This window comes from Rheinheimera tilapiae, assembly GCF_042432165.1.
GTDB classification, from domain to species: Bacteria; Pseudomonadota; Gammaproteobacteria; order Enterobacterales; family Alteromonadaceae; genus Pararheinheimera; species Pararheinheimera tilapiae.
In genome coordinates this window covers 1-24,637 of the sequence record NZ_JBHLXP010000005.1, presented here as the reverse complement: position 1 = coordinate 24,637, position 24,637 = coordinate 1, and the positions used below count along the sequence as shown (strand labels likewise).

Sequence of the window (24,637 nt, the reverse complement as noted above, 5' to 3'; positions counted from 1 at the left end):
TGGGCCAATGCGTGGCATTGTTAAAAACTGCTCCTGCAGTTTTTTATTCGCAGCCATCCATGGCGCTCACCCGTTGGGCCAATGCGTGGCATTGTTAAAAACTGCTCCTGCAGTTTTTTATTCGCAGCCATCCATGGCGCTCACCCGTTGGGCCAATGCGTGGTATTGTTAAAAACTGCTCCTGCAGTTTTGTATTCGCTGCCATCCATGGCGCTCACCCGTTGGGCCAGTGCGTGGCATTGTTAAAAACTGCTCCTGCAGTTTTTTATTCGCTGCCATCCATGGCGCTCACCCGTTGGGCCAATGCGTGGCATTGTTAAAAACTGCTCCTGCAGTTTTTTATTCGCTGCCATCCATGACGCTCACCCGTTGGGCCAATGCGTGGCATTGTTAAAAACTGCTCCTGCAGTTTTTTTTGGTCATACCGGCAGGGCATGGAGGTAAATGCAAGTGTCACGGATGAAGCTCTGTTTGCAGGGTTTTTGCTACTGGCTTTGCTGCGTGCTGCCGGCATTTGCCGCTACTCCCAAGGATCAGGTGCGTTATCCGCCACCACAGCATCAGCAAGACCGCCGCTCCGACTACGCTATCAGCTTGCTGACGGAAGCACTGCAGCGTAGCGCGCCCCATCTCAAAGTGGTGCCTTCCCGGCATTTGTTTTCCCGTAGTCGCGCTCTGGAAGAGTTAATGCCGGGTGGTGCGGTCGACGTTGTTTGGACCTTGACGTCGGTTGAGCGTGAACAAAAATATTTGCCGGTGCGGATCCCCATCTATTTTGGTTATGGTGGTTACCGGCTGCTGCTGATCCATCAGCAGCAACAGGCCCGTTTTGCGGCGCTACGCACCGGTGCACAGTGGCGTGAATTGCAGTTTGCTCAGGTGCACGATTGGATCGACACCAAATTATTACGTCAACACGGCTGGCAAGTGCAGGGTGTGTCGCAGTACGCTAATTTGTTCCCGTTGCTGCTGAAACAACGTGTAGACGCCGTGCCCCGCGGTGTGCTGGAGATCAGTGATGAAATTGCGCAGTGGCAGTCACAAGGCCTGATGATTGAACCGCACTGGCTAATCCAATATCCGTCAGCTGAGTATTTTTTTGTCAGTCAGCAAAATCCGTTGTTAGCCGCAGCGCTGGAGCAGGGCATCCGGCAGATGCAGCAGGATGGTAGTCTGCAGCGCTTGTTTGACCGGCATTTTGCCGCGAAGTTAAAGGGATTAGGACTTGACCAACGTCGGGTTTTAAAGATACAAAATCCATACCTGCCAACCCGTCCTGCCATCACCGCAACCAGCCCTGCCGTTGGACATGACTGATTGCTGTACTTGCCAAACTCAAACTGATCGGGAGTATTGATGGACGTATTTTTCGCTGTGTTCTTTTTTGCCTTGTCGAGCACCATCACGCCGGGTCCGAACAATATTATGATGATGTCGTCTGGCGTGAACTATGGCGTGCGTGCCAGTCTGGCGCACCTGTGTGGTATCTGCCTGGGCTTTCCAGCCATGGTATTGCTGGTTGGTCTGGGTTTTGGTCTGATCTTTACCACGCTGCCGTGGTTACATACGGTGATCAAGGTTATTGGCGTGGTTTATCTATTATGGCTGGCCTGGAAGATCGCCGGCAGTGGCGCCGGTCAAATTGATACGGTGCAGAATAAACCGCTGAATTTTTGGCAGGCGGCGGCTTTTCAATGGGTTAATGCGAAAGCTTGGGTGATGGCATCCGGCGCCATTGCCGCCTTCACCACAGTGGGGGGCGCTGTCTTATCGGAAGTATTGCAGATCACCGCTGCGTTTTTGCTAGTCAGTTTTCCTTGTGTCGGCGCCTGGTTGACGTTTGGCGCTATGCTGCGTCGGGTGCTGAATCAGCCACATTATCGGCAGTGGTTCAACTACAGCATGGCATTGTTGCTGTTATTGTCGGTGCTGCCGGTGGTGTATGAGTTGTGGTTACAAGCCGTTGCAGCCTGACTGGCCTTTAGTCGACCTGCTGCGCCAGCTTTAACAGCTGGGAGCCAAGTTTCAGCTGGTGCGATTGGGTACGTTGCAAGTTGACCTGAAAACTAATGCCATCCGGTGACGTCAATAACTGGATCATGCCCAACTGACGGTAGGCTTCGGCATTGTCTGTGACAATCAATAGCTGGCGACCGGCCAACAATCTCTGCCACTGTTGCAGCGCACGGCGTTCGGTCAAACCGATCATCAGAACATCACATTGCGCCAACGCAGGTTCATCATCGATAGCTTTGGCGTCAACCTGGATCGGCAGCGCCTGCAGTGCCTGTAGCAGTTGCGGATACTGCACAATACAAAAACGCATCGGACTGCGCGGTGGCGGGGGCCACTGAGTGTATTGGCCAAACCGGTATAAAAAGGTCGCTTTGAGACTAAATTCATCAGCAGCAAATCCAGTGGCCAGCACCGGTGTGACCGAAGTGCCCAACAGACTGACGCATAACCACAGTGCCCTCAGCTTTACCATAGTTGCCACCGCCAGGTGACGGAGAATACCCGGCCTGGTTGCAATGCCGGCGGATTACTCTGAATGGGCCGGTCAAAAATCATCCGGTCGCCGGCATTCTGCAGTTGTATGGCCAGCAGATGCTCGGTACTTAGTTGCCAGGTAAGACCCAAATCGATCACAACATAAGCGGCTAACGGACTGTCGCCAACCCAACGCTGACTCATACCCAAAGCGGTGGCGCTAAATTGTGCATCTAACCAACTGATCGGTTGCTGAAACTGCAGTTTGACCAGATGCTGTGGCGAGTTTTGCAAGCGCTGACCCAGCGCATTCTGACCGCGTTGCCACGACCAGGCGGCACTGAACATGGCACCGCTTTGCAACCGCCAGTCCAACGTTAGCTCAGTGCCATAGTTATGCATGTGATTGCTGTTGGTAAACACGGCCTCGGCCGGCTCCAACGCAATCAGATCATCGATGTCCGCATAATACCAACTCAGGCGATAACTGAATTGTCGGGACAGTTGTTGTTCGAAAGTCAGTTCGGTTGACGTTACAGTTTCAACTTCAGGTTGCGGTGCAAAAAAGCTGGAGTTAGTGGCAAATTCGTACAAATTTGCCGACCGATAGGCGCTGCCATGCAGCAGTTTCAGATTCTGCGCATCATTAAGTTGCCAGATCCAGCCTACTCTGGGGCTCCAGCGTGCTGGACTGACACGGGAATCATCGTAGCGCACACCGAGTAACAGGCTGTGCTGCGGTAGCAGTTGCCATTGGTCCTGCACAAACATCGACTTGCGTTGGTTGTGGCCATAATAACCCTGATATAACTCGTTGCTGGCTGCCAGCAATACTTCAATTTGCTGGCGCACATCATCCTGAAATTCCAGACCAAACAGCAGGTCATGCGCGGTCAGCCCCTGATATTGCAACAGCAGATCACCGCTGAACCAGCGACCCAGCTGATCGTTGTGCAATATGGTTTGAGCAAAGTCCGGGTGGTAAATGGGGATGTTACGCTGATAACGGCTACCACTTTGGTTCAGGTGCCCACTTAAGGTGAGATCTTCTGCGATCGTATGTTGGTGCGCCAGTGACAGTAAAAAATTGTCGTTCTGATCGGCAACTGCAACGGTTTGCCAGCCTGCCGGCGTCAACAGAGAAGAGGGGCTATAGCGGGTTTGTCCGGACCACAATGCTTGGAATCGCAGGCCTTGTTGTCGGTAACCAACACGTAAACGACTCAGGTGTTCATGATTGAGTGCTTGATAGGCCTCAGCATCGCCGGCGGGGGGCTCAAACGCCAGTGGCAGCTCCGGATGCTGCTGATGGCTGGCACTAAACCACCATTCGGCGCCCTGTTCCAGCCGTCTGGCGGTATTAAAGAAATAGCGGTTACTGCCATTGTTCTGCATCGTCATTCGCAGGGCACCACCGCGCAGTTGTTGTGCCGTTTTAGTCAGAATATTCACGACGCCAAAAAACGCATTGTTACCGTAGACTGCTGCGCCAGGACCTGCCGCAAACTCGACCCGGTCGATGTTTTCTACATCGATGATAGCGTCGCTGCCCAACAAACCTGCGTCGTAAATGTTTTCATTGATCCGGACTCCATCGAGCATAAACAGCAGACGCGAATTAAAGTCTCCTGGTTGGCCTAACCCACGCACGCCGACATATAAAAAAGCACTGTCACTGCTGATATAAATACCGGGCAGGCTTTGTAAAATCTGTGCCAGCGTTTGCCATTGAAACAGTTCGATATCGGCAGCGGTGACGACATAAGTGACATTGACGCTCTGGTTACTGGACTGAGCATAACGGGCGGCGGTGCTAACTTCGATTTGCTGCGGCACGTCACTCAGTGGCGTGCTGAGCAGTTGTTCCAGACTCGGCGTAGCCGGTGAGCTATTTGCCGTAGATGTTTGCACCGCTTCTTGTGTAGGCGCTTCGGTTTCGGTCGTTTGAGCTTTGGTCGTTTGTGCTATCACAGACCAGCTCAGCAACACCAAGCTCGTCGCAGTTAACCAGCTAATCCTCGCCATCGGTAAACCTCCGACAAGTGTTTTTACCGGCCCGTTTGGCCTGATACATCGCCTGATCCGCTTGCTGTAACAACATCACAGCTTCGGTGCTGTCTTGTGGGCAAAATGCCAGTCCGACCGTCGCTCCAACCGGCATCAATGAATTTTTTAACCACATGGGCTCCCGCACGCTTTGGATCAACCGCTCTGCCAGTTGCATGGCCCATTCTGGTTGTACGATATCTGTTAACAGCACGGCAAATTCGTCGCCGCCTAAGCGAAAGAGCCGGTCTGTCTGTCGTAGTTGCGATTGCATGCGCTTGGCGACGATTTGCAGCACTTCGTCACCCGCATCATGACCCCAGCGGTCATTGACGGTTTTAAAGTTATCCAGATCGATAAATAGCAGCGCCAGCGTTTGTTGCTCTGTGGCGGCATAGGCGACCGCACGCGGCAATTCAGTTTCAAAATATAGGCGGTTGGCGAGTCCGGTCAGGTGATCGGAGTGCGCCAGTTTGTCCAGTTGCTGCCGTGCCTGTTGTTGCTGCTGTAATTGCTGTTGCAGGTCCTGTTGCCAGATCTCAATCCGTTTGAACAGTTCATTCAGTCGCTCGGTCAGACGGCCGACTTCGTCGCGCCGCCGCACTGTGCCTCTGATACTGTAATCCTGTTTTCGGGCCGCATAATCAGCCAGCTCTGCCAGCTCTACCACCGGCGCCAGTGCTTTACGCTGTACCAAATGCAGTACCCGGCTGGCCGCGAATAAGGCCAGGATCACGATCAGGCCAAACAATAGCAGCAGTGACAACAATGCCTGTTGTAAGCCGGCCAAGCTTTCCGTCACCACCACACTGCCAACAGTTTCTGCTTTAAAACGGATAGGGCGCCGCACTTGCAATTGCAGCCAATCCAGCTGTTGATAGCTGTCAGCTTGTAACCACAAACGACTGACTTTTTCTGGCTGGCTGGCGAATAGCTGCATGTCAGGTTGGTACACTGCGAGATCCAGCACATCCTGTCGCTGCGCATAAGTTTGCAGTTCGGCTGCGGCGGCGGCTTTATCGAGAAACACCAGACTGGCTGCCAGGTTTAACGCCAGTTGTTCGGTATTGACGGCAGCTTCAGCCAGATGGCGCTCCCGGGCGGAATGCCAGGTGACGGCTGCCAATAACAGCACTGTGCTAAAAATCGTGCCAGCCAGAATTAATAAATTCAGTCTGGTTAAGCGTCTGACTAAAGATAAAGGCCGAAGTGATGAGGGTTTTACCGGCACAAAAGCCCCCTGAAACACGAAACATCGCAGTGTTGATTAATATAGCTGCCATGCGGAAAACTGCAGTAGAATCAGATTCGTTTCTTCGTCATTAGGTCAGGTGCATGCAGGAATTGTCAGAGAAGATCCGGCTGGAACATGAAGCCGCCCGGTTGTTTATGCGATTGTATCAACGCCGGTATGGCGTTTCGATGCGGCATATCTGGCACAACGAACCGGCTAAACCTGATGTGTCCTGCTATTTAGAACAACAACGCCTGGACCTCGAGATTGCGCATTTGTACGGTAGCGAAGCCGAGGCTATGCAACTGCTTGGCCGCGACTTAAGCCCACTGACCCGTGACGCGCTGGCGGCGCTTGCAGACGTGCCTACGCCGCAACGGATGCTGGCAGCATTGGATCGATTGATCCGGCAAAAAGCCGGCAAAAGTTATGACAGTCAGCGCGTTTGGCTGGTGATCCGCAATACCAATCCGCTGTGGCGTGCTGAACAATTGCAGCACTATCGCCAGTCGATGCAGCTTCCTCAAGCCCAGCCATTTGAACAAATCTGGTTGGTGGCTGATTATCGCGGCGATGCCGGTATTGCCGCGTTGTATCCGCCGGATTTGTATTCGCAGGAGTTGCTCTGATGCGCGGGTTCTGGCGGCGCTATCAGCAGTTGTTACAACGCTCAAGCCACTGGTTTTCACCGCAGTTTTTACAGATCTGCGCACTGTTGTTATTGCTGGGCAGTGTCGTACTTTTTTTGTTGCCGCAGCGCAGTGAATGGCTGTTATTGCCGTTGTTATTATTGTTGTGGTGCCTGCTGTTATTGCTGGCCAAACAAATGTTTCAGCAGGTGCCGACAGCAAAGCCGGTGGCAGGTCTGTTGGCGCGGTTATGGTATTGGCTGCGGTTTGGCTGGTATCAGCTGATGTTGCTGTTGTTCTTAGTCCTGTGTCTGGTGTGTCTGGCATTCAGCCTGAAACTTGCCGGTGTTATACTGCGCGCCGTACTGGCTTAATCTGATCATTTGCGCGGAGTTTAATATTGTCTGAATCTGTTGCTGCGGTGCCTGCGCACGGCCTGTCGGTGGTGATGTTCTGCTCCGTCATTGATAATTTCGGTGATATTGGCATCTGCTGGCGGCTGTCCCGTCAGCTGGTCGCAGAGCATGGCTGCCAGGTGCGGTTGTTTGTCGATGACCTTCAGAGCTTTGCGCGGATTTGTCCGCAAGTTGCTCCTGCTGCGTTACGCCAGCGCATTAACGATGTGGACATTCTGCACTGGCAGACGGCGTTGCCAGCACAGACATTGCTGGAAGCTGCTGAACTTTGTACTGTCCAGCTGTGTATTGAAGCCCTCGCTTGCACTGTGCCAGCGGAATTTCTTAATGCACTTGAGCAAGCAAACCCACAGGCGCTGTGGCTGAATCTGGAGTATCTGACGGCCGAAGACTGGGCCGGTGGCTGTCATGGTCTGCCATCGCCTCAGGCTGGGGTCCGTTTAAAAAAATACTTCTTTTTCCCCGGTTTTACTGGCGATGTGGGTGGACTGCTACGTGAGTCGAACGTGGTTGCATCCGCCCGCTATCTGCAGCAAGATGCGGACGCCAGAGCTGTGGCGTGGCGTCAACTCGGTCTGACATTACCTGCGCCGGATTGTCGGGTGATCTCCGTGTTTGCCTACAGCCAGGCTGGTATCCAGCCCTGGCTGGACCTGCTTGCTTCAGACAACCGGCCAAACTGGCTACTGGTTGCTGAAGGTGCGCTGGCTCAATACCTGCGGGTCTGTTACCCAGCCCTGCAACAACATGGAGTCTTGCAGAGCGGCAGTCTGACACTGCAGATCCTGCCATTTGTGCCGCAACCGGATTACGATCTGTTGTTGGCGCTCTGTGATCTGAATTTTGTCCGGGGTGAAGATTCTGTGATCCGGGCCCATTGGGCCGGTCGGCCATTTATCTGGCAGATCTATCGTCAGGCAGAGCAGGCGCATCTGGAAAAACTTCATGCATTTCTGACGCTGATGCTGGCTGATGAGCCACCTGCACTGGCAGCTTGGTGGCGCCAGCTGCATCTGGCCTGGGAACAAGAGCAGAATTTTGCTGCTTTTTGGCCGCAACTCGTAGATAATTTCGATGAAATACAGGGCCTTATGCTGCGCTGGCAGCATAAGTTACTGGCTCAGCAAGATCTTGCCAGCAACCTCGTGCGTTTTGCACAAAACCGACTTATAATGTCGCGCAATTTTTCCTAACAAGAAGATATTTCAATTATGATGAAGACTGCTCAAGAAGTACGCGCCGGCCAGGTCATTATGGTCGACAACGAGCCGATGGTTGTTCAGAAAGCTGAATTCAACAAATCAGGCCGTAACTCCGCTGTTGTAAAAATGAAGCTGAAAGGTCTGCTGTCTGGCCAGGGTACAGAAACTGTATACCGCGCGGACGACAAATTTGAACAAGTTCTGCTGGAAACTAAAGAAGTAACTTATTCTTACTTCGCTGATCCAATGTACGTGTTCATGGATGCTGAATACAACCAATACGAAATCGAAGCCGACAACATGACAGATGCGCTGAAGTATCTGATGCCAGAAATGGCTTGTTCAGTTGTATTCTACGGCGAACGTGCAATCTCTGTTGACCTGCCAACCATCGTAGTTCGTGAAGTGACTTACACTGAGCCTGCTGCCCGTGGCGACACTTCAGGTAAAGTCATGAAGCTGGCAAAACTGGAAACTGGTTTTGAAATTCAGGTTCCAGCTTTCGTTGAGATCGGCGACAAAATCGAAATCGACACCCGTACTGACGAGTACCGCAGCCGCGCCAAGTAATTGGCTTCTGCTAAAAAATAACCGCCTTCTGGCGGTTTTTTTTTGCACAGTTCATCCCCCTTGGGTTATCGCCATGCGTGAATCATTCGTCTGCCTCAGACTGAATGAGGGTTTAGCAAAGCTCTGATCGTCAAGTCATGGCCGCGAGCCCGGATTTGACTAAGTAGCAATAACGCGCAGCCGTAAGCATCCTCCAGCGCATTGTGCGCTTGGACCTGTGGCAGGCCATGGCGCAACAGACATTGGTTCAGACTCAGAGCGCTGCTTTTTACCACCTGGCCCTGGCGCTGCAGGCGTTGTTGCTCAAGGGCCAGCGTATCTGCGAATCGCAGTGCCGGACTTTGTTGGTATTGACGTTTGAAGGCCTGCTGCAAAAAACGGCTTTCAATGGCACTGTGATGACAGACCAGCACCCGACCGGCAGCGGCTTGTAAAAACTCGCGTAAAAATTCACTTTCGCTGATGCCACCAGCCAAATCGGCCTGATGCAAGCCGTGGATCACGGCACTCTGACCGAGGGTTCTGGCCTCGTCAGTTGCAGGTCGCAGTGTGCTGTAAAAGCTGTCAGACAAATCAAGCTGCAACTGATTGATGCAGACCCATCCCGCACTGACAATATGATGCTGTTTAGCGTCAAGACCACTAGTTTCCAGATCGAGCACCAAAAAATGCGCCTGGCGCGCCAGCAGTTGACCTGAAACCGTCTGTAGTCCGGGAAATGCCGGAGTGCGGCGTAGCGCGTTCAGTCGCTGTAACCAGGTACTGAATAACATTCTTATAGCTCCCGGCAATAGCGCTGTGCCACGATTTGCTGGTGCTGACTGATCACCGCAAAGGCGTCTTTGAGCTGATGACGTTGCAGCACATTCAATTGGGCCGGGTCCTGCAAATTTGTCATTGATCCGTCTTGTTGCAGTGCGGCATATTGCAGGTGCCAGCGCAGCTGATGTAACAATTCAAATGCTGCGGTTAAATCCCGCGCTTCGCTGGCGCTGAGCACCTGTAATGTGACCAAGGCGTCGAGTCGGGCCGGCGTCTGCACAGCAGAAACGCCATGCGCCAGCGCATGGACTCTGACAACATCATGAATCAGCGCAATGCCGCGTTTTTTTAAGTCCAATCCCCGGCGTTTGGCGCCGTCCTGCTCGAGGATAAAGTGCTTAAAAAAGCCTAGTGGCGGTTGATGGCTCAGCGCATTTTTTGCCAGTTGCCAGATAAACAGCTGCTGGTTACTCATCGCCAGAATATCTGACTGCAGTGCGTTAAACAGTGCCTGACTGCCTGCGACCACACGGGCATCAAAATAGATACTGCTGTCGAGCAACGCCTGTGGTGTGGGGGTCTGGATCATGCCGGCAAAACGGCTTGACCAGCCTGACAGACTGAGCCGTAGTTTCGGATTGGTCGCCATCACCAATCCCGGGCACAGTACCTGACCAGAGCTGGCCAAACCGTCACAGACAAAGCTAGCCAGCGCACTGAAGTAGCGTTCAACATCACCGACCGGTTCTTTTTCCAGTAACAGCGCATTGTCCTGATCGGCACTGAGTAACATGTCTTGTCGTGCTTGCGAGCCAAAACACAACCAGCTGAATGCACATGGGGCAGGGCCCAGCTGTTGTAGCGCTAACTTCAGCCAGCTCTGCGCCAGCGCGTCATACAAAGTGGTCAGGATCTGACTGATTTCGCGGGACGGCAGTTGTTGTTGTCCCAATTGCCTGCACAGTTGTGTGATGGATGCCTGGCAGGCACTCAGCCCTGCGCTATCATGCTGGCGGTGAATATGGCTGATTAAAAACAGTGGGTGTTCCTGCGTACTGCGCACCAAGTCGCTGGTCGTCAGCACCCCGATGACGCTACCTGCTCGTTCGACCGGTAGGTGGTGAATATTATGCTGGCTCATCAGCTGCAGGGCTTCAAAACTAAAGGCGTCGGCGGCAATGCGGTAAGGATTTCGCGTCATTACCTGCTCGACGGGGGTATTCGCTGGCAGGCCGGTGGCCAGCACTTTAGTGCGTAGATCGCGGTCGGTCAGAATACCGCAAAGCTGATTATCAGCCATGACCAAAACAGACGATATGCGCTGCTGCGTCATCAATATCGCCGCCTGCTGGATCGTGGCATCACCTTGAATGCTGTAAACCTGTCGGGCACACAGATCAGCAACACGCTGATGGTCGGTAGCACTTTGCTGATGTAAGTGCAGTGCCCGGCCAAGCAAGCGTTGAAAATACAACGCAAAGTTTTTGAATTGATGTTGATATTGTTCAAACACCGCTTGCGGGATCAGGTAAACCAACCCATCTTCCTGACAATGCAGTTGTTCGGCGACATCCTGTTGCGTTAACAACTGGCGATAACCCCAGCAATCACCGCTTTGCAGTGGATAGAGTTGCTGTTGTTGTTGCATCAGAAACAAGCCGGTACGCACCAATATCAGCTGGTGGCTGAACGGTAGCTGTTCGGATTGCACGGCATAATAGATCTTGATTTGTTGGCTTAGCGCGCTGAGGTCGGCCGCCGGCAATTCGGCAAAAGGGGGAACTTGCGTTAAAAACTGCACCACTTCCTGAATTTGCATCACAAGCTCCTGCATGAAAAAGGTCAGCGCCGTGACGCTGACCTGATACTGCGGTGTCCGGTTATCTTAGTGAAAGTTTAGTGGGCGGATGCCGCACCAGCACCTTTCGGGAACCGGATAGATTCAACAATTTCCTGCACTTCGACTGGGACTTCTTTGGTGAATCTGCTCACCACAAAGGCCACAATGAAATTGACCAGCATACCAACGGTACCGATACCTTCCGGTGAAATACCGAGGAGCCAGTTGGCCGGAATATTGGCCGCCATCGGGGTGATAAAGATACCTTTGAAGTAGACGATATAGCCGATGGTAAACACCATGCCCGCTAACATACCGGCGATCGCCCCTTCTTTGTTCATTTTCTTATAGAAAATGCCAAGGATAATCGCCGGGAAGAAGCTGGCCGCCGCTAAACCGAAAGCAAAGGCTACAACTTCGGCCACAAAGCCTGGCGGATTGATCCCCAGATAGCCGGCTACTAAAATCGCGACTGCAGCAGCGCCCCGTGCATAACGCAACTCCATTTTGTCGGAAATGTTTGGCATCAGATTTCGCTTCAGTAAATCATGCGAAATCGACGTCGAAATCACCAACAACAAGCCGGCTGCAGTGGATAGGGCTGCCGCAATTGCGCCTGCCGCCACCAATGCAATGACCCAGTTTGGTAACTTCGCAATTTCTGGATTGGCCAATACCATGATGTCGCGGTCAATGGTCATCTCATTGCGCTCATCGCCTGAATAAAACATGCGGCCGTCACCATTTTTATCTTCATGCTTGATCAAACCGGTTTTTTCCCAGTTGCTGATCCACTGTGGTGTTTCACTGACCAAGGTGCCTTGTTGATCAGCGCCATTGATGGTGTTGATCAAATTGTAGCGGGCAAAAGCGCCGATTGATGGGGCTGTGGTGTACAGGATCATGATGAAGATTAATGCCCAGCCAGCTGAAATACGCGCATCTTTCACGCGTGGCACTGTGAAGAACCGCACGATAACATGAGGTAAACCGGCAGTACCGACCATCAAGGCTGCAGTGATGGCGAATACATCGATCATCGACTTAGTACCATCGGTATACATCGCAAAGCCGAGCTCTTTTGACAGGCCGTCTAACTTATCCAGCAAGTAGGTATCTGTACCTTCAATTGTGCCACCAAAACCGAGTTGTGGAATTGGATTGCCGGTGATCATCAAAGAGATAAACACGGCAGGAACCAGATAGGCAAAAATCAGCACACAATATTGCGCGACCTGGGTATAGGTAATGCCTTTCATACCGCCTAAAACTGCGTAGAAAAACACTACCGCCATGCCAACGACAACGCCGGTTTCAATATCCACTTCCAGGAAGCGGCTGAACACGACGCCGACACCACGCATTTGGCCTGCAACATAAACAAACGACACCAGGATCGCGCAAACCACTGCGACAGTGCGCGCTGTTTGTGAGTAATACCGATCGCCGATAAAATCCGGCACTGTAAATTTGCCGAATTTGCGCAGGTAGGGGGCCAGACATAACGCCAGCAGCACATAACCACCGGTCCAGCCCATCAGATAGACAGAGCCGTCGTAACCCATAAAGGAAATTAAACCGGCCATCGAAATGAAGGATGCAGCAGACATCCAGTCGGCAGCAGTCGCCATCCCGTTGGCTAATGGCGAAACGCCACCACCGGCGACGTAGAATTCGTGTGTAGAGCCGGCCCGTGCCCAGATTGCAATACCTATGTACAGCAGGAAGGTCGCGCCGACAATAATATAAGTGAGAGTCTGTAAATCCATGGCGCGCCCCTTAATCTTCTTGGACGTTGTATTTCTGGTCTAACTGATTCATCTTCACGACGTAGACGAAAATCAGCAGCACAAAAACGTAGATAGAACCTTGTTGGGCAAACCAGAATCCGAGCTTGAAGCCGAAAAACTGGATTGCGTTCAGCGCATCGACAAATAAAATGCCGGCACCAAATGAAACTGCAAACCAGATCGCCAGCAGTTTCAGCATCAGACTGACATTTTCACGCCAATAGGCACTGGCTTGTTCAGAGCTGTGAAACGCCATAAAGTCTCTCCTCGTTGTGTTTTGTTTATTGTTATAACCTGTTGTGAGCTGGCAAATGCCGCTGGTTACACAATAGCCGCTGCTGGCAAAACGCCTAGCCCGACTTTAGTCGAAGTGGTTGACACCTATCAGGTTTTGCCTGCTGATGTGATTGACAGTCTGGCCTATTTATCAAAGACTGAGCAGCAACGCCTGGCAGATGATTGCTGGCTGTACAGGTTGTAACTAATTGAAATGAAAAGAGGAGTGTCCAGTGGCAACAGGCTGGATCATCATGCTGGCAGTCGCGTATATCGGCGGCCTATTTGCCATCGCTAATTGGGCTGACCAGTCGCGGCATGATTCATTACTACAAAAGTATGGGGGGGCGATCTACAGCCTGGCCTTGGCGGTCTATTGTACATCCTGGACTTATTATGGTGCTGTGGGGTCTGCAGTTAGTTCTGGTTGGGACTATCTGCCGATTTATCTGGGTCCTGTGCTGTTGTATTTATTCGGTCATCGCTTACTGCTCAAGCTATTGTTTGTCGCCAAAAAACACAATGTGACCTCACTCACTGACTTTATCAGCGCCCGTTATGGCAAACGGCAGGCGATTGCTGCACTGACTGCATTATTGTGCTTGGTGGTGGTAGTGCCCTACATCGCGTTGCAGCTCAAAGCGGTCACCAGCTCCTATCAGGTATTGGTCGGCGGTGCGGCTGACACCACTGGGCCTGTATGGCAGGATTCCGCCCTATGGAGTGCGGCGACGATGGCGTTGTTTGCGATTTTGTTTGGCACCCGCAAGCTGCACCTGACTGAGCAAAATCGTGGTGTGATGGCGGCTATTGCTTTTGAATCCGTGGTTAAACTGGCGGCACTTCTGTTGTTAGCCGGTGCAGTACTGTACTGGCTGATCCCGGCCCCCTCACTGCTACTACAACAGTTTCAGCAACACAGCGCCAGTCAACAATCGGCTGAAGCCTTTAGTGTGCTGAGTTTTTTTACTAAAACCTTACTCGCTGTCTGCGCTGTTTTCTTATTGCCGCGCCAGTTCCATGTCACTTTTGTTGAAAATACTTCTGCAGCACATTTGCATCAGGCAAGACGCTGGTTTGTGCTGTATCTAGTGTTGGTGACGCTGGTGGTCGTGCCCATCGCGATGGCCGGTGTGGATTTGTTTCCGACGCAACTGGCGCATGCCGACAGCTTTGTGTTGTTGATTCCGGCGAGCCAAGGCTGGGATATCCTCAGTGCGTTCGTGTTTATCGGTGGATTTTCGGCAGCAACTTCGATGATTGTAATTGCCACGCTGGCGCTTGGCACCATGATCAGTAATGACGTGGTGATGCCTGCCATTTTAAGACGCCGGCAGATGCAGCCACATACCGGCGACTACAGCAGATTAATTCTGCGTGTACGCCGGCTGATGATCCTCGTCGTGATGGCTTTATCCTGGGGTTATTATCGTTGGTTTGCGCGCAGCTACGAGTTGGCAGAAACCGGTCTTTTGGCATTTGCGCTGATCATTCAGCTGGCGCCGGCAGTGCTTGGTGGTTTGTACTGGCGGCGGGGTCATGCCTGGGGCGTTTATGCCGGCGTGTCGGTCGGATTTGTGTTGTGGTTTTATTGCCTGATGCTGCCGCAGCTGGTCAATGCCGGTGTACTGGCAGAGCCATTGCTGCAGCAGGGGGCTTTTGGCCTGCAATGGCTCAGACCCACCGCATTATTCGGTGTTCAGTTAGACCCGCTCAGTCACGGTGTGTATTGGTCACTAGGGTTAAATACGCTGGCCTATGTCGTGGTATCACTATTACACAAAGCCGATTTAAATGACCGGCTACAAGCCGTGGCTTTTGTCAAACCTAACCTGCCACTGCCGGATGATGGCAAATCCTTAAAACGAACTGCGCTGCGCTCTGCCGATATGCTGACGTTGCTGGAGCGTTTTGTCGGTAGCAACCGGGTGCAGGAAGCTCTGGACGAATTTGCCCAGCGCAATGGCTACAGACCCTCCGCAGACGATGTTTTACAACCGCAGTTAGTACGCCATGTCGAACGTGAGCTCGCCGGGGTGATTGGCTCGTCCAGTGCCGCAGCGATGGTCAATGCGGTGTTGGAAGGTCGATCTTTTGCTTTCGAAGACGTCGTCACGATGTTTGATGACACGCGCGAAGCCATTCAGTTTTCACGCAAGATCCTGTTCTCGACGCTGGAAAACCTCAGTCAGGGCGTCAGTGTGGTGGACCGTGATCTGCAATTAGTCGCCTGGAACAAAAAATATCTGGAAATGTTTGAATATCCGGCCGGCATGATCCGGGTAGGCCGTGCTGTGGCCGATATTGTGCGTTTTAATGCAGAGCGTGGTTTGTGCGGCGAAGGTGCTGCCGATGAACATGTCGCTAAGCGGATCAGTCACTTGCAAAATGGCACCGCCCACGTGTTCCAGCGCGTACGGCCGGATGGTTCCGTCATCGAAATTCGCGGTAATCCAATACCTGGTGGGGGTTTTGTTACCAGCTTTACCGATATCACCGAGCACGTCAAAGCGGTGCAGGCGCTGGCTGCCGCCAAGGAGCATTTGGAAATCCGGGTGTCAGAACGCACGGCGCAAATCAGCCAGATGAATGCGGATCTGCTGGCGGAGGTTGATCTGCGTCGCACCACTGAGTTGCAGCTACTGCAGGCAAAAGCGGAAGCTGAAGCTGCCAATGCCTCAAAAACCCGCTTTTTGGCACTGGCCAGTCATGACATTTTGCAGCCGCTCAACGCAGCGCGATTGTTTTCGGCCGCGCTGATTGATCAGGGGTTGAATGATAAAGGCCGGCAAATGCTGGGGCAGTTGGATAATTCATTAAAGGCAACAGAAGAGCTGATGGCGACCTTGCTGGATATCGCCAGGTTGGACGAAGGCAAACTGGAGTTTCCGGTCGGACCGGTCGATTTGCGCGCGATGCTGCTGCAGCTGGCTGATGAAAGTCAGCTGTTGGCGCAGCAGAAACAGTTACAGTTGCATGTCCGGCCAGGTCATTTTCAGGTGAGTAGTCATCCCACTTATTTACGGCGGATCATTCAGAACATATTGAGTAATGCGATTAAATATACTCAAAGCGGCAAAGTGTTGATGGGTTGTCGCCGGCGGGGCGCGCAGGTCTGGATCGAAATTTGGGATACCGGGCCTGGTTTATCGGAGATGGACCAGCAACAGATTTTTGTCGACTTTTTCCGTGTGCAGGCAACCGCACGTGGCCAGCAAGGTGTCGGTCTTGGCCTCGGCGTGGTGCAGCGCATGGCCAGAAGCCTTGGCCATCCGCTCGAGGTTCATTCTGTACCGGGGCACGGTAGTTGTTTTCGAGTGGCGGTGCCGCTGTTGGCCAGCCATTTACCCACAGTGTTGACCAATAATACCGAGAGCACAGCGACAACTGCTGAGCTCATCAGTGCCGGATTGCAAATCCTTTGTGTCGATGATGACCATAGCAATCTTGCGGCGCTCAATGTGTTGTTAACGCAATGGCAACTCGGTTCTATTGCCTGTGAAGACAATGGTCAAACCGCGCTGCAGCGCAACGAGCCGGTAGATATCTTGATCGCTGATTATCAATTAGGCGAGCCGCCTGATGGGCTGCAGCTGTTTATCGCATTAAAACAACGTTGGCCGAAGCTGCGTGGTGTTTTAGTATCGGCAGCGCCCGATCCGACACTGCCGGCCCAGGCCAAGGCGGCCGGGATGGTGTTTTTAGCCAAACCGATCAAAGCAGCGGCCTTGCGTGCGGCTTTAAATTCACTGAAACTGCACAGCCCTGAATGACGCAGGGAGATACAACAAGGAGATTTGCATGCGTGCCGAACTGGAAAGCCGATTTTTTCTGCTGATGTTGGTTGTTGTGACGTTAGCCTTCGGCTGGGTGCTGGAACCATTATGGGGCGCAGTATTTTGGGCCTGTGCACTCAGTGTGATTTTTTATCCGCTGCAACAGTGGTTATTGCTGCACGTATCAGCCCGGCGTGGCCGAATGGCGTTAGTGACACTGCTGTGTTCAGTGCTGGTGGTGGTCTTACCGCTGTTGGCTATCGGTGCGTCATTTGTGCAGGAAGGCATCAGTTTCTACGACCGTTTGCAAAGCGGTGAAGTGGATCCGGCAAAAATGATTGATGCGGTTAAATCAGCGTTTCCGGCTGTGGTTTCAACCCTGCATGATTTCGGCATCAATACGGATAACCTGCGGCAAAAATTAAGCGATTTTGCGATGACCACCAGCAAAGTTCTGGCCAGTGAAATGCTGGCAATAGGCCAGAATGCCGCCGGCCTGTTTCTGAATATTGCATTGATGCTGTATCTGGCATTTTTTCTGTTGCGTGACGGCCCTAAATTGCTGCATTTGCTGGTTGAGGCGTTGCCACTTGGCGACGAACGCGAACATCTGTTATTCGCTAAATTTGCCGAAGTAACCCGCGCCACAGTTAAAGGCAATCTGGTCGTGGCGCTGGTGCAAGGTACCCTTGGCGGCATCATTTTTTATCTGTTAGATATTCCGGCTCCAGTGCTTTGGGGCGTCATGATGACTTTTTTAAGTTTGTTACCAGCCATTGGAGCTGCGTTGGTCTGGTTGCCGGTCGCACTTTATCTGTATGCAACCGGACAATGGCAGCAGGCCACCGTGTTGGTGGTTTATGGCGCTACAGTGATCGGTCTGGCAGATAACATGCTGCGGCCATTATTAGTCGGACGCGATACTAAGCTGCCGGATTATGTGGTGTTGTTCTCCACTATTGGTGGCATCAGTCTGTTTGGGATTAACGGATTTGTGTTGGGGCCACTGGTCGCAGCGCTGTTTATGGTGTTCTGGCAAATTTTTATGACCGAATTTAACCAACGATCATCATCCTGAGTGCCGGTTCTAGTGCCGGAACTTTGATAGAAACCGCACCGGCCAGCTGAGTTTGGCATGCGCCGTGACAGGCCACTGTTCAACAGTTGTTACAGTTGTGGCGATCGGTCTGCCGGTGCGGAGTGCGGGCGAACCGCTGATGCCGTCGACAAGTGGAATTTTGTCGTTCTTAGCTTGCAATGAACAAATATTATCTGACTATACTCAGCGGTAACTATCGCTGAAAATCATGTACAAGGACGAAGTCAGTGGAAAATCTTGAGCAGTTAGAACACTTTGTCAATATAGGCTTGGCTCTGGCCCGCCAAACAGACCGTACCGTTCTGCTCGAACAAATTCTGCAAAGCGCACAACACATCAGTCAGGCTGATGGGGGCACTATCTACCGCCTGACTAGTGACAACAGTCTTGAGTTCGCCACTTTATTTAATCGCAGTCTGGGCCTACACCAGGGCGGCAGTTCAGGGCAGAGTCCGGCACTGGCACCAATTCCGTTATATACCGCAGGAAAACCGAATGACAGTGCTGTCGTGGCGCTGGCTGCCGTGCAAAAACAACCGATCGTCATTGATGACGTGTATCTGAGCCCACTGGTCAATCAACAAAAAGCCCGTGAATTCGACCAGCAGCTTGGCTATCGCACGCAATCGATGCTAACAGTCCCACTACTTGATCATCAGGGTGATGTAACCGGGGTACTGCAATTGGTTAACTGCCTCGATAGTGCTGGTCAGGTGCAGGCATTTTCAGCCGAGACCCAACGATTGGTGATTGCACTGTCGTCGATGGCGGCGATGGTGCTGACCAATAAACAACTGGTATTGGATCTGGAAGAACTGTTTGGCGCGCTCAGCAGGCTACTGGCTAAAGCCATTGATGAAAAATCACCTTATACCGGTGGTCATTGCCGGAGAGTGCCGGCGATCACGATGCTGTTGGCACATGCTTGTACTGAAACGCGCGAAGGCCCGTTGGCTGATTTTGTTATGAGTGAAGCGGATGTACATGAGTTATCGGTGGCGGCCTGGTTACATGATTGCGGCAAAATCGCCACGCCGGAATATGTGATGGACAAAGCCACCAAGTTACATGGGCTACATGACAACATCGCCTTAGTGGAAACCCGTTTTGAAATTGCCAAACGCGACATATTACTGGATCAGTCGCTGGATCAAACCAGCCGCGAAGAGATGTTGGATCAACTGCGGGTTGATTTGAAATTTTTGCAACACAGCAATATCGGCGGCGAATTTATGTCGTGGGAACTGCAAAAGCGGGTACGGGATATCGCTGCCCGGTATCATATTGTCATTGCAGGTGTGGAGCAGTCGGTGCTGACACCGGCGGAAGTCAGCAACTTATGTATAGAGCGTGGCACGCTGAATCCGGAAGAACGACGCGTCATTAATCGACACATTGATATCACCATCGAAATGCTGGAATCGTTACCTTTCCCAAAACATTTACGCAATGTGCCGGAATATGCCGGTGGCCATCATGAAAAAATGGATGGGACCGGTTACCCCCGCGGACTAAAAAAAGAACAAATGTCGGTGCAGGCCAGAATTATGGCGATTGCCGATATTTTTGAAGCCTTGACAGCTTCTGACCGTCCTTACAAAAAGGCGAAAACGCTATCTGAGTCTTTGCGGATCCTTGGCTTTATGGCAAAAGAACAGCACATTGACGCAGATTTATTCCGCATTTTTGTCGAACAAAAGGTTTATCTGACGTTTGCCCATGAATTTCTGGCTGCTGAACAAATTGACGAAGTCGATCACAGCGCTATCCCCGGTTTGTCTTAACCGGGGTGGCGGGACAAATCACGATCTGCCGGAGTTTCCAGTTGCAAGCGCTGCGCCTGAATCACGACTTGGGTGCGGTTGGTAACGCCTAGTTTGCGGAAAATAGCCGTCATATGCGCTTTGACCGTGGCTTCAGAAATGTGTAAATCATAGGCGATTTGTTTATTCAGCCAGCCTTCGGTCAGGTAGTACAACACTTTATATTGTTGTTGGGTCAGTTGCGCGACTCTGGAAGCCAAGTCCGAATCATCATGCTGCTGCGGATCCGCTTTAAATAAATGCCGATATTTTTCCGGTAACCATAACTCACCGTTCAGTACGGCATTTAGTGCATTGCCAATTTCCAGCGGATGAGCGGATTTGGGGATATAAGCCGATGCACCAAAGTTCATCACCCGGCGGATCACATCAAGGTCATCACTGGCCGAGATCACCACAATTGGCATCGTTGGAAAAGTCTTGCGCAATTGGATTAAACCAAGAAAACCGCAGTTCCCCGGCATGTGTAAGTCCAATAACAATAGATCGGCGTCCGGATGTTGTTCTAAGGCCTGTACAGTTGCATCAAAACAATCGGTTTCGATAGTCGCTTCAACCGTGATGATATGACCAATCGCGTTGATTAGCGCATTGCGAAATAGTGGGTGGTCGTCAGCGACAATTAATTTAGTCATCAGGTGCCCTCGGACAGCGAAGATAAATATCCAGTACCAGCTTAACCAGTCTGTGCAGGTCTGTCCATGGTAAACAGAGGCCATAATCCCTTACAGATTATGGCCTTACCTGTATGCTATTTGTTGAGGCGATTATTGATCAGGTGTTCGACTACGGACGGATCTGCCAACGTTGAGATATCTCCCAGTGAATCATGTTCATTGGCGGCAATTTTTCGCAGAATACGGCGCATAATCTTGCCCGAACGGGTTTTTGGCAGACCCGGCGCCCACTGGATCAGATCTGGCGAGGCAATCGGTGAAATCTCCCTGCGTACCCAATCCCGCACGGCTTTGGTCAGTTCATCGCTTGGCTCTACACCGACGCGAGGGGCGATAAACACATAAATACCCTGGCCTTTGAGGTCATGCGGGTAACCCACCACAGCAGCTTCGGCAATAGCTTCATGCGCCACCAGACAACTTTCGATTTCGGCCGTTCCGAGACGGTGACCTGAGACGTTTAATACGTCATCGACGCGACCTGTCAGCCAGTAATAGCCGTCATCATCACGCTTGGCACCATCACCAGTGAAGTACATACCTTTATATGTCGAGAAATACGTTTGTTCGAATCGTTCATGGTCACCATAGACAGAACGCATCTGACCTGGCCAGCTATCCAGCAGCACCAGATTACCTTCACAGGTACCTTCAAGCAGATTACCTTCGTTATCGACAATAGCCGGCTGTACACCAAAAAATGGGCGAGTCGCAGAACCTGGTTTTAATGCGGTTGCACCAGGTAAAGGTGTGATCAATACACCACCGGTTTCAGTTTGCCACCAAGTGTCGACGATCGGGCAGCGGCCTTTACCGACATTGTCATGGTACCAATGCCAGGCTTCCGGATTGATTGGTTCGCCCACGCTACCCAGTACTTTCAGTGACGTCAGGCTGCTGCCGTCCACAGGCGCAGTGCCATGTGCCATCAGTGCACGAATAGCTGTTGGCGCAGTGTAGAGAATATTGACCTGATACTTATCGACAATTTGGGCAATCCGTTTGACGCTTGGATAGGTTGGCACCCCTTCAAACATCACGCTGGTCGCGCCGTTTGCCAGAGGACCATACACTATATAAGTGTGGCCGGTGACCCAGCCGACATCAGCGGCACACCAATATATGTCCCCAGGATGGTAATCAAACACATATTGGTGGGTCATCGATGCCCAAACCATATAGCCGCCGGTGGTATGTAACACACCTTTTGGTTTGCCGGTGGAGCCTGAGGTATAGAGGATAAACAGCGGATCTTCAGCGTTCATCGCTTCCGGTTCGCAGTGCTTCGGCTGCGCTGCCAGTAACTCGTGATACCAGACGTCGCGGCCCGGATGTTCGTCAATGTTCTGGCCGACGTGTTTCACAACGATGACATGTTTAACCGGATTGGCTTTACCTAAGTGCGCGATGGCCTGATCGGTATTATCTTTCAGCGCCGTCATGCGCGCGCCGCGTAAGGCCTGATCAGCGGTAATGACCAGTTTCGAATCACAATCAACAATCCGGCTACCTAAAGCATCCGGCGAAAAACCAGCGAAAACGACAGAGTGAATAGCGCCAATCCGGGCGCAAGCTAATAGCGCAACCGCGGCCTGTGGGATCATTGGCAGATATACAGTGACGCGATCACCTTTACCCACGCCAAGCGCACGCATGCCGTTCGCCAGCTGGCAGACCTCGTCGTACAGCTCCTGATAGGTCACCGCTTTTTGTACACCGGGTTCGTCACCCTCCCAGTAATAGGCCACTTGATTGGCCTTTTCCGGCAGATGACGATCCAGACAGTTGTAGCTGGCGTTCAGGGTACCGTCACTGAACCAGTTCACATGGACTTCGCCGAGCGCAAAGCTGGTATCTTTGACTTCAGTGAAAGGCTTGAACCAATCAATACGTTTACCGTGCTCAGCCCAGAATGCCGTTGGGTTATCAAGCGAGGCCCGGTACATTTGCAGATAAGTGTCGTTGTCCGCCCAGGTCCGCTCTTTGGCCGATGCCGGGACCGGATATACAGATTGATGTGTCATGGTTCGTCTTCCCCGTGTGGCGCTTTGCGCCTGATGTTCTTTGATGATCCAGTTCTACCGAAACTACCCGTCAGGGCAAATTAGACATTAGTCTACAAGTACCCTCGTTTACGACTAATGGCTAATTGAGCAATTTGTGTCCGTCTACCAGATTTGCAGTGGCATTAAAACCACAACAGATCAACAGACAAGGTAGCGGAGTACAACTATGCAACAAAATCTGCCCACACAAGGTCACACCAGCCGGCTTACTATCACGCGGACAGCCATGGCTGTTGCATTATGCATGGCGGCATACAGCCAAAGCGCAGTCGCAGGTTTCAAAGTCGGTGATACGACCGAAATCAATATCGGCGGGTATCTCAAACTGGATGCGCTGTGGACTGATACTTCAGACGGTCAAATCGCTACAGGGATTGGGCGCGAGTTTTATGTCCCGAGTCTGACCCCCGTCGGTAGTGCCGGTGAGTCAGCGACCTGGGACATGCATGCACGGCAATCCCGCTTCTTTATCAGCAGTGAGACCATGCTGGAAAATGGTAAAAAAGTTACCGGACGTTTTGAATTTGACATGATGGCTACGACGGGAACTGGGGATCAGCGTGTTAGCAACGGTTATGCGCCGGAGATCCGCCATGCATTCCTCAGTTACGACGGCTGGTTGTTTGGTCAGACCTGGACCACCTTTATGGATACCAATGCGCTGCCTGATAGTCTGGACTTTGTCGGAACCACAGATGGGACTGTGTTCGTGCGCCAAGCGCAGGTGCGTTACACCACGGGCGGTTGGCAGTTTGCGGTAGAAAATCCTGAAACGACAGTGACCCCAAATGGTGGCGGCAGTCGCATCGTGACTGATGACAATTCTTTACCCGATCTGGTAGTGCGTTATAACCATACCGCAGACTGGGGTGGGTTAACGGTATCAGCTTTAAGCCGGCAGCTCTCGATGCAACAAGGCTTGGTTGACGATTCCGTGCAGGGGTATGGATTATCGTTTAGCGGCAAAATCAATGTGTCAAAAACTGATGATATCCGTTTCGCTGTCACCTACGGCGACGGACTGGGCCGTTACCTCAGCCTAAACACCGGTAATGATGCTGTATTGACGAGGGCAGGGGCTTTAGAAGCAATTAGCAGTATCGGCTACACGCTGGCCTACAAGCATTCATGGAATGACAAGTTACGGTCGAGTTTCTTTTATTCCGCCCAGCAGATTGATAATCCGGTTGATCTGACCGGTCTTGCGCAAACTGAAAGCACATCAAGCTATAGCGCTAACCTGATTTATCAACTGGCTAGTAAAGTATCGGTCGGGGTCGAAGTTCGTCATGCAACGCGGGTTCTCGAATCTGATTTAGATGGCGACCTGAACCGGATCCAGTTCTCAGCGAAATACGATTTCTAAGATACGGTTGATATCTACAGATCTATAAAGAGAGCTGCGCCGTACAGATCTAGGTGATTAACAGGAGGTCTGTATGGCGCATCGGTTAGAACACCTGAACTTTCAGGACGTCGTGATTGATAAGTTAACGGTCCACTCATTTGAAATGGGTGTTTATCTGGCGGAAGTCGATTTTGATGGGCGTAATGGCTACATCATTGGTGAGAACAATAAACCGCGACCGTTCTATAGCGTGAGCCAGGTAAAGCAGCAACTGTCGTCCGCTACTATAAAGGAAGCGTTTTTAGTACATGAATCAGCCTATGACGAAATGATTGGGCAGGGCGATAAAGTCGATAACCGGTTAATCGTTCCTATATAGGCTGCTTTATTGCCTGCTAACGGGGCTTAATCGCATGAAGAATAAACGGATCGTCTGAAAAATCGGCGAACGGTTCGTTTTTCTCTATTTTTCTGCGTGAACTGCTTGCGCGAGATTTAAAACGACCTATAATGCGCGCCATGCCGACGGGGTGAAGCGAAACGCAGAACGCCGGGTGAGTTTGAAAAGTGAAAAATAGTCGATAAAAAGACGC

At 51.8% G+C, this 24,637-nt stretch carries 21 protein-coding genes; 11 read left to right on the top strand and 10 right to left on the bottom strand.

What is annotated here, in order from left to right:
* Positions 1 to 444 precede the first annotated feature (444 nt).
* The gene (locus ACFFJP_RS16430; protein WP_377246609.1) at positions 445 to 1,317 is read left to right on the top strand and encodes a substrate-binding periplasmic protein; all 873 of its coding nucleotides are present in this window, start codon (positions 445 to 447) and stop codon (positions 1,315 to 1,317) included.
* A gap of 39 nt (positions 1,318 to 1,356) precedes the next feature.
* Positions 1,357 to 1,974, top strand: a complete 618-nt coding sequence (locus ACFFJP_RS16425; RefSeq protein WP_377246606.1) for a LysE family translocator — start codon at positions 1,357 to 1,359, stop codon at positions 1,972 to 1,974.
* Between the two features lie 7 nt (positions 1,975 to 1,981).
* Here ACFFJP_RS16425 and ACFFJP_RS16420 read toward each other — a convergent pair whose 3' ends face one another.
* The 3 genes from ACFFJP_RS16420 to ACFFJP_RS16410 are packed head-to-tail and all read right to left on the bottom strand — an operon-like array spanning position 1,982 to position 5,767.
* Positions 1,982 to 2,488, bottom strand: coding sequence for a YfiR family protein (locus ACFFJP_RS16420; protein WP_377246604.1), 507 nt, complete (start codon positions 2,486 to 2,488; stop codon positions 1,982 to 1,984).
* Positions 2,482 to 4,515: a TonB-dependent receptor plug domain-containing protein gene (locus ACFFJP_RS16415; RefSeq protein ID WP_377246601.1), complete on the bottom strand. Its 2,034-nt coding sequence runs from the start codon at positions 4,513 to 4,515 to the stop codon at positions 2,482 to 2,484. Before ACFFJP_RS16415 ends, ACFFJP_RS16420 begins: the two co-directional genes overlap by 7 nt.
* Positions 4,502 to 5,767, bottom strand: coding sequence for a diguanylate cyclase domain-containing protein (locus ACFFJP_RS16410; RefSeq protein ID WP_377246598.1), 1,266 nt, complete (start codon positions 5,765 to 5,767; stop codon positions 4,502 to 4,504). Before ACFFJP_RS16410 ends, ACFFJP_RS16415 begins: the two co-directional genes overlap by 14 nt.
* Before the next feature lie 104 nt (positions 5,768 to 5,871).
* Here ACFFJP_RS16410 and ACFFJP_RS16405 point away from each other — a divergent pair, with 104 nt between their 5' ends.
* The 4 genes from ACFFJP_RS16405 to efp are packed head-to-tail and all read left to right on the top strand — an operon-like array spanning position 5,872 to position 8,587.
* Entirely contained in the window at positions 5,872 to 6,399 is a 528-nt protein-coding gene (locus tag ACFFJP_RS16405) for a hypothetical protein (RefSeq protein WP_377246595.1), read from the top strand.
* The gene (locus tag ACFFJP_RS16400; protein WP_377246592.1) at positions 6,399 to 6,773 is read left to right on the top strand and encodes a hypothetical protein; all 375 of its coding nucleotides are present in this window, start codon (positions 6,399 to 6,401) and stop codon (positions 6,771 to 6,773) included. Before ACFFJP_RS16405 ends, ACFFJP_RS16400 begins: the two co-directional genes overlap by 1 nt.
* A gap of 26 nt (positions 6,774 to 6,799) precedes the next feature.
* Entirely contained in the window at positions 6,800 to 8,008 is a 1,209-nt protein-coding gene (gene earP / locus ACFFJP_RS16395; protein ID WP_377246589.1) for an elongation factor P maturation arginine rhamnosyltransferase EarP, read from the top strand.
* Between the two features lie 18 nt (positions 8,009 to 8,026).
* A complete protein-coding gene (gene efp, locus ACFFJP_RS16390; RefSeq protein ID WP_430455856.1) occupies positions 8,027 to 8,587 on the top strand; it encodes an elongation factor P in 561 nt (186 codons plus the stop codon).
* Between the two features lie 95 nt (positions 8,588 to 8,682).
* Here the strand turns inward: efp and ACFFJP_RS16385 are convergent, their stop codons facing one another.
* The 4 genes from ACFFJP_RS16385 to ACFFJP_RS16370 all read right to left on the bottom strand — a co-directional run bounded on the left by ACFFJP_RS16385 (position 8,683) and on the right by ACFFJP_RS16370 (position 13,235).
* The gene (locus tag ACFFJP_RS16385; protein ID WP_377246586.1) at positions 8,683 to 9,360 is read right to left on the bottom strand and encodes a 3'-5' exonuclease; all 678 of its coding nucleotides are present in this window, start codon (positions 9,358 to 9,360) and stop codon (positions 8,683 to 8,685) included.
* Positions 9,361 to 9,362: 2 nt separating this feature from the next.
* Positions 9,363 to 11,168, bottom strand: a complete 1,806-nt coding sequence (locus tag ACFFJP_RS16380; RefSeq protein WP_377246583.1) for a putative nucleotidyltransferase substrate binding domain-containing protein — start codon at positions 11,166 to 11,168, stop codon at positions 9,363 to 9,365.
* Between the two features lie 77 nt (positions 11,169 to 11,245).
* Positions 11,246 to 12,958 (bottom strand): sodium:solute symporter family protein, encoded by a 1,713-nt coding sequence (locus tag ACFFJP_RS16375; protein WP_377246580.1) that lies wholly within the window; start codon positions 12,956 to 12,958, stop codon positions 11,246 to 11,248.
* Positions 12,959 to 12,968: 10 nt separating this feature from the next.
* Positions 12,969 to 13,235, bottom strand: coding sequence for a DUF4212 domain-containing protein (locus ACFFJP_RS16370; protein ID WP_377246577.1), 267 nt, complete (start codon positions 13,233 to 13,235; stop codon positions 12,969 to 12,971).
* Between the two features lie 253 nt (positions 13,236 to 13,488).
* Between ACFFJP_RS16370 and ACFFJP_RS16365 the strand changes: the two genes are divergently transcribed.
* The 3 genes from ACFFJP_RS16365 (at position 13,489) to ACFFJP_RS16355 (ending at position 19,914) form a co-directional block, all read left to right on the top strand.
* Positions 13,489 to 17,028, top strand: a complete 3,540-nt coding sequence (locus ACFFJP_RS16365) for a PAS domain-containing hybrid sensor histidine kinase/response regulator (RefSeq protein WP_377246574.1) — start codon at positions 13,489 to 13,491, stop codon at positions 17,026 to 17,028.
* Between the two features lie 28 nt (positions 17,029 to 17,056).
* The gene (locus ACFFJP_RS16360; RefSeq protein WP_377246571.1) at positions 17,057 to 18,109 is read left to right on the top strand and encodes an AI-2E family transporter; all 1,053 of its coding nucleotides are present in this window, start codon (positions 17,057 to 17,059) and stop codon (positions 18,107 to 18,109) included.
* A 248-nt stretch (positions 18,110 to 18,357) separates the two neighbouring features.
* On the top strand, positions 18,358 to 19,914 hold the full coding sequence (locus ACFFJP_RS16355) for an HD-GYP domain-containing protein (RefSeq protein ID WP_377246568.1): 1,557 nt from the start codon (positions 18,358 to 18,360) through the stop codon (positions 19,912 to 19,914).
* Here ACFFJP_RS16355 and ACFFJP_RS16350 read toward each other — a convergent pair.
* Together ACFFJP_RS16350 and acs are read right to left on the bottom strand one after the other, a co-directional pair.
* Positions 19,911 to 20,588, bottom strand: coding sequence for a LuxR C-terminal-related transcriptional regulator (locus ACFFJP_RS16350; RefSeq protein WP_377246565.1), 678 nt, complete (start codon positions 20,586 to 20,588; stop codon positions 19,911 to 19,913). The genes ACFFJP_RS16355 and ACFFJP_RS16350 overlap by 4 nt on opposite strands.
* 116 nt (positions 20,589 to 20,704) lie before the next feature.
* Positions 20,705 to 22,654, bottom strand: coding sequence for an acetate--CoA ligase (acs, locus tag ACFFJP_RS16345; RefSeq protein ID WP_377246562.1), 1,950 nt, complete (start codon positions 22,652 to 22,654; stop codon positions 20,705 to 20,707).
* 208 nt (positions 22,655 to 22,862) lie between these two features.
* Between acs and ACFFJP_RS16340 the strand changes: the two genes are divergently transcribed.
* Complete coding sequence (locus tag ACFFJP_RS16340) at positions 22,863 to 24,062, top strand: DcaP family trimeric outer membrane transporter (protein WP_377246559.1); 1,200 nt, start codon at positions 22,863 to 22,865, stop codon at positions 24,060 to 24,062.
* A 73-nt stretch (positions 24,063 to 24,135) separates the two neighbouring features.
* Positions 24,136 to 24,423 (top strand): DUF6482 family protein, encoded by a 288-nt coding sequence (locus ACFFJP_RS16335; RefSeq protein ID WP_377246556.1) that lies wholly within the window; start codon positions 24,136 to 24,138, stop codon positions 24,421 to 24,423.
* 16 nt (positions 24,424 to 24,439) lie between these two features.
* Here ACFFJP_RS16335 and ACFFJP_RS16330 read toward each other — a convergent pair.
* Positions 24,440 to 24,637: hypothetical protein (locus ACFFJP_RS16330; RefSeq protein ID WP_377246553.1), on the bottom strand; the 198-nt coding region annotated here is incomplete at its 5' end.